Origin of the sequence: Alcanivorax sp. MD8A, assembly GCF_002888555.1 — a bacterium.
In the GTDB taxonomy this organism is placed as follows: Bacteria; Pseudomonadota; Gammaproteobacteria; order Pseudomonadales; family Alcanivoracaceae; genus Alcanivorax.
Window position 1 is genome coordinate 1 of sequence record NZ_AQOQ01000066.1, and the last position, 5,049, is coordinate 5,049.

The following is a 5,049-nucleotide window of genomic DNA, read 5'->3' on the forward strand; positions in this document are numbered from 1 at the left end:
AACGAAAAAATTCTGGCGACCATCTGGCAAGAGTTGCTGGGGCTGGAAGCCGTCAGTCGCGATGACCATTTCTTCAATCTGGGTGGGCATTCCCTGTTGGCGGTGCAAATGGTTAACCGCTTGCGTCATCAGCACCAGCTGGATTTGCCGCTCAATCGCATTTTTGAACAACCGCTGCTGAAACAGTGTGCGGCTTTGTGCCAGAGTGCAGCGGCCTTGCCCGCAATCCGCCCGGTGGCGCGTGGCGGCGATTTGCCGTGTTCCGCGGCGCAACGGCGTTTGTGGTTCGTGCAGCAATTGCAGCCGGAAAACGGTGCCTACCATATGCCGTTGGGGCTCGATGTGCGTGGTGAATTGCATCACGCAGCCCTGCAGCAGGCGCTGGATGCCCTGGTGGCGAATCACGAAAGCCTGCGTACCCGCTTTGTGGAAACCGCAGGGGAGCCTCGCCAGCGGATTCTGGATGAGCCCCCTGTGATCATCGACTGGCTGGATCTCACCGGCGAGGCGCTACCCGAATCTGTGGCCGGCGAACGCCAGGCGCGCACCCTGAACGCGCCGTTCGATCTGGCCAGTGATCCGTTGTTGCGCGTGCAGGTCATTCAGTTGGCCCCACAGCGCTATCAACTGTTGCTGGTCCAGCATCACATCATTGGTGATGGCGTTTCCATGCAATTGTTGATGGCGGAGCTGAGTAGCCGTTATGCCCAGGCTCATCGCGGTGATGCCATGCCACTGGTTTCTGCTCAACCGTCCGCCCGAATCCAGTACGCGGATTATGCCGCCTGGCAACAGCAGTGGCTGGCCAGTGATGAGGCCCGTGCACAACAGCAGTGGTGGGTAGAACAGTTGGGCGAGGGCGGTGAGCCGCTGGCGTTGCCCACCGACTTCCCTCGTGGTGTGTTAGTCGACACCAAACCTGCTAACTCGAAAGAAGGCGGGGCACGTTTACCCGTGACCTTTAGCCATGATCAGCTTGAGCGGCTGAAGCAGCGTGCCACCGAGCTGGGTTCTACGGTATCCACCTTGTTGCTCACGGCCTGGCAGGTACTGTTGCATCGCTACAGTGGTCAGTCGCAGGTGCGGGTGGGGGTGCCGGTTGCCGGCCGATTGCTGGCCGAAACCGAAACCCTGCAAGGGTGTTTTATCAATACCCTGGTCGTGCCGGCCGATTTTGTCGGCTCGCAATCGCTGGCTGAGCAGGTGGTGGCCACACAGCAGTTCATCGGCGAAGCGCAAGGGCGCCAGGCGCTGCCTTTTGAGGTGTTGGTCGAGGCGCTGGGCGTGGACCGGAATCTGGATCGTCACCCCTTGTTCCAGGTGGTGTTCAATCACCAGCGGTTGAGTGAAAACTTTGCCCCGCAATGGCCGGAAGCGGTCATCACACCGTTTGATCCGGGTGCCGCCGGTGCCCAGTTTGAACTGGCACTGGATGTCCTGGAAGACGATGAACAGCTGCAGGGGTTTATCGGTTACGACACGGCCCTGTTCCGTGCCAGCACCATTGAGCGCTTGCGGGAACATTTCCTGAGGGTGATGACGGCGCTGCTCACCCAGCCTGATCAGTCCTTGTCGGATATCGCCTTGCTGTCAGATCAGGAACAGGCCGACCAGCAAGTCTTCAATCGCACCGAAAAACGCTGGGGTGATTTTGTTGCCGTGCCGGAAAGAGTGCGTCAGCAAGCCGTGCGTTCGCCTGAGGCAGTGGCGTTGTCCATGGGCGACAGGCAGCTCAGTTATGCCGAGCTGGACCGCAAGGTAAACCAGCTGGCCAACCGCTTGCGTGCGGCCGGGGTGAAGGAAGAAGTGCGGGTGGCCATCGGCCTGCCCCGATCACTGGATCTGGTCATCGGTCTGTTGGCCATTACCCGTGCCGGGGGTGCCTATGTGCCGCTGGACCCGTCCTATCCCCAGGACCGTCTGGCCTACATTCTGGAGGCATCGCAGCCGGCGTTGTTGCTGACCGACAGCCGCTTGCTGGACAGCTGGCCGCAAGCGGTGCCCATGTGGTGTCTGGATCAACTGGACGTGAGCGGGCAGGCGACCACGGCACCGTCGGTGCAGTGGCATCCGGATCAGGCGCTCTATGTGATCTACACCTCTGGCTCCACTGGCAAACCCAAAGGGGTGCTCAATACCCAGGCCGCGCTGGAGAATCGATTGCTGTGGATGCAGCAGCAATACCCACTGGATGAATCCGACTGTGTGTTGCAGAAGACACCGTTCAGTTTTGATGTGTCGGTGTGGGAATTTTTCTGGCCGTTGATGGTGGGGGCGCGTCTCGCCATCGCGCCGCCGGATGCCCATGCGGACCCGCAGTGGTTGCAGCAGGTGATGGCTGAAGAGCAGGTCACCACGCTGCACTTTGTGCCGTCCATGTTGCATGCCTTTGTGTCCGCAACAGGATTGAAAAACCTGCCGTCCCTGAAGCAGGTGATCTGTAGTGGGGAAGCGCTGGACATGGCATTGCAGGGATCGGTGTTTGCCGCCCGTGACGATGTGCAGTTGCACAACCTGTATGGCCCCACCGAAGCGGCCATTGATGTGAGTTACTGGCATTGCCGCCCGGGCACCGGCCACACCGTGCCGATCGGCTCACCGATCAGCAATATTCAGCTGCATGTGCTGGATACCGATCTCAACCCGGTGCCGCGTGGGGTGGCCGGTGAACTCTATCTGGCGGGTGTGGGGTTGGCGCGTGGCTATCACGGTCGCCCCGATCTGACCGCAGAGCGTTTCGTTCCCAACCCCTTTGGTGAGCCTGGCTCACGGATGTACCGCACCGGTGATCAGGTGGTGCAGCGTGCCGATGGCGTTATCGATTATCTGGGCCGCCTTGATCATCAGGTCAAGATTCGCGGTCTGCGTATCGAGCTGGGTGAAATCGAGCAGCAACTGAAACAACAACCGGACATTGAGGATGCGGTGGTCGTGTCCCACTCCGGCGCGGCAGGTGATCAGCTGGTGGCCTATGTGGTAAGTGGCGCGTCCTCCCCGGAGGCCTGGCAGCAAGCCCTGTCGGCGGCCCTGCCGGATTACATGGTGCCGGGCCTGTTCATGTTGCTGGAGCAGATGCCGTTATCGCCCAACGGCAAACTGGATCGCAAGGCGCTACCTGAGCCGCAATGGCAGGCCCGGGAATACCGAGCGCCGGTGACCGACACCGAACAGCAACTCGCGGCGCTGTGGGAAGAGTTGTTGGGGCTGTCTTTAGCGAAGGCATCGCCGTCAGGAGAAGCGTTGTCAGGAAACGGTGCTGTCGGGCTGGACGATAACTTTTTTGCGCTGGGTGGCCATTCACTGTTGGCCACGCGGGTAGTGGCGGCGTTGCGTGATCGCTGGGGCGTGGATGTGCCCCTGCGTGCCCTGTTTGAAACCGACACCCTGCAAGCACTGGCGGCGTTGGTGGACGAACACAACGGCGAAGCAAAGCAACAGGAACAGGATGATCTTGCTGTCATGGCGGATCTGCTGGATGACCTGGAAGATTTATGATCCGGAGTAAGGGATGAGTCTCGATAAAGTGGCACTGGCCCAGCGCTTTATGGCGCTGGAAGAAAGCAAGCAGGCCATCTTTTTGCAGAAGCTGGGTGAAAAGGGCATTCCGTTTGAGCGGCTGCCAATTGTGTCCGGGCATCGCCCTGCGCGGTTACCGCTGGCGCCGGCCCAGCAACGGCTCTGGACGATTTATCAATTGGAGCCGGACAACACGGCGTATCACCTGACCACCGCTTTCAGTTTGAGCGGTCCGCTTGAGGTGGCGCGTTTGCTGCGCAGCCTGGAGGCGGTGGTGCAGCGACACGAGAGTTTGCGCACCGGTTTTCGGGACCACGACGGAGACGCCGAGCAGATCATCCAGTCGGCGCGGTTGCCGGTTGAGCAGCGCGATGTTCGCTCGCTGGATCAGGCAGCCCGTCAGACGCTGGCTGATGAACATGCCCGCCGTCGCTTTGTGCTGGAACGGGACTTGCCGTTGCGCGTGCAATTGTTACAGGAAGGCGAGCAGCAATGGCGGCTGCAGTTGGTGATGCACCATCTGGTATCTGATGGCTGGTCCATGGAGGTGTTCTTTACCGATCTCGGCCGCGCGTATCTGTCCGATGCCCCGTTGCCGCCCCTGGCAGTGCAGTATGCTGATTACGCGCTGTGGCAAAAGGCCTGGCTGGATGCCGGCGAGCGCGAGCGGCAACTGACCTATTGGCGTGAGCAGTTGCGGCTGGATCAGGGCGATAGTGTTCAGCCGCCGTTACTGATTCCCTATGACCGTCATCCGCAGCACAACGATCTTCGTCAGGCGGCCAGCGAGCAATGGTTGTTGCCGCAGACTTTGCAGGGCCCCTTGCAGGCCTTGGCGCGAGACAATGACACCACGCTCTTTACCGTGGTGTTGGCGGCCTGGCAGTGGGCGTTGGCGTCGGTCAGCGGTCGCCGGGATATTCCGGTGGGGGTGCCGATGGCAAACCGTGGCCGCAGTGAGGTTGAGGCGCTGGTGGGGTTCTTCGTCAACACCCTGGTGGTGCGAGGACAACCCAGCGCAGCCATGACCGTGGATCAGTGGGTGCAGCAGGTGCACCAGACCATGCTGGATGCCCAGGCCCATCAGGCGCTGCCTTTCGACCAGTTGGTGGCGTCGTTGGCGCCTCGTCGTGAACCTGGCGAAACCCCGCTGTTTCAGGTGCTGTTTAATTATCAGCGTCGTGATGGTGGTCGCCGCCAGCTGGATAATGAGGTCACCATCGCCCCGCAGGCGCAGGGCGTGCCCCATGCGCTGTTTGATCTTGCGTTGGATGTGCACGAAGCCAGTGACGGTGCGCTGGCGCTTACGCTGACCTATGCGGCCGACCGCTTTCACAGTGACACGGCCCGACGTTTGCAGCACGCCATGGAACAGGTGCTGGCGGCTTTTGCAGGAGACCGCCAGCGGTGTTTGGGCACCGTGGATACCGCTACACAAGACTTGCCGCGTTTGCAGCAGTGGGGTGAAGGCGAAGGGGCTTATGTGGCCCAGAGTTTTCCTTCGCTGTTCTCGCAGCAGGCGGCGTTGCGCGG

At 60.9% G+C, this 5,049-nt stretch carries 2 protein-coding genes; both read left to right on the top strand.

Features of this window, described 5'->3' with window-relative positions; genetic code table 11:
* Positions 1–3,495 (top strand): non-ribosomal peptide synthetase (locus tag A15D_RS16890; RefSeq protein ID WP_146026909.1); only part of this gene is annotated, 3,495 nt, incomplete at its 5' end.
* Between the two features lie 13 nt (positions 3,496–3,508).
* Positions 3,509–5,049 (top strand): condensation domain-containing protein (locus tag A15D_RS16895; RefSeq protein ID WP_233192290.1); only part of this gene is annotated, 1,541 nt, incomplete at its 3' end.